This is a genomic window from Kitasatospora putterlickiae (genome assembly GCF_039527695.1).
GTDB lineage: Bacteria > Actinomycetota > Actinomycetes > Streptomycetales > Streptomycetaceae > Kitasatospora > Kitasatospora putterlickiae.
This window is the reverse complement of record NZ_BAAAKJ010000016.1, coordinates 24,972-25,423: the sequence shown is the minus strand read 5'-3', so window position 1 is coordinate 25,423 and position 452 is coordinate 24,972. Positions and strand designations below refer to the sequence as shown.

Sequence of the window (452 nt, the reverse complement as noted above, 5' to 3'; positions counted from 1 at the left end):
CTCCGGCGCTCCGACCGCCGAGACCGCCGCCGAGGCGCCCGCCGCCGTGGTGACCGAGGCCAAGCCGGCCGAGGCCCGCACCGAGACCCGTACCGAGGGCGCCCGCGCCTTCGAGGGCCGCGAGGAGGGCCGCGAGACCCGTCGCGACCGCCGTGAGCGCCGGGAGCGCCGCGACGGCGGCGAGCGCGAAGGCCGCCAGGAGGCCGTCGAGGCCCCGGCCGGCCAGGACGCGGAGGGGCGCGAGTCGCGCCGCGACCGCCGCAACCGGCGCGACCGCGCCGAGCGCCAGCCCCAGCAGCAGGGCGCCCAGGGCGAGGGCCAGCAGGGCCGCCAGAGCGGCCAGCAGGCCCAGCCGCAGGTGCAGCAGCAGCCGGGCGGCGGCTTCCAGGACGACGTCCAGGAGCGGTTCCGCAGCGGCGACATCGCCATCGACCTCTACCGCCCGGTGGACT

General features: G+C 80.1%; 1 pseudogene. It reads left to right on the top strand.

The annotated features are described in order from the left end of the window. Window positions 1-452 (top strand): annotated as a pseudogene (locus tag ABD308_RS01560) (hypothetical protein); the annotation flags it as partial.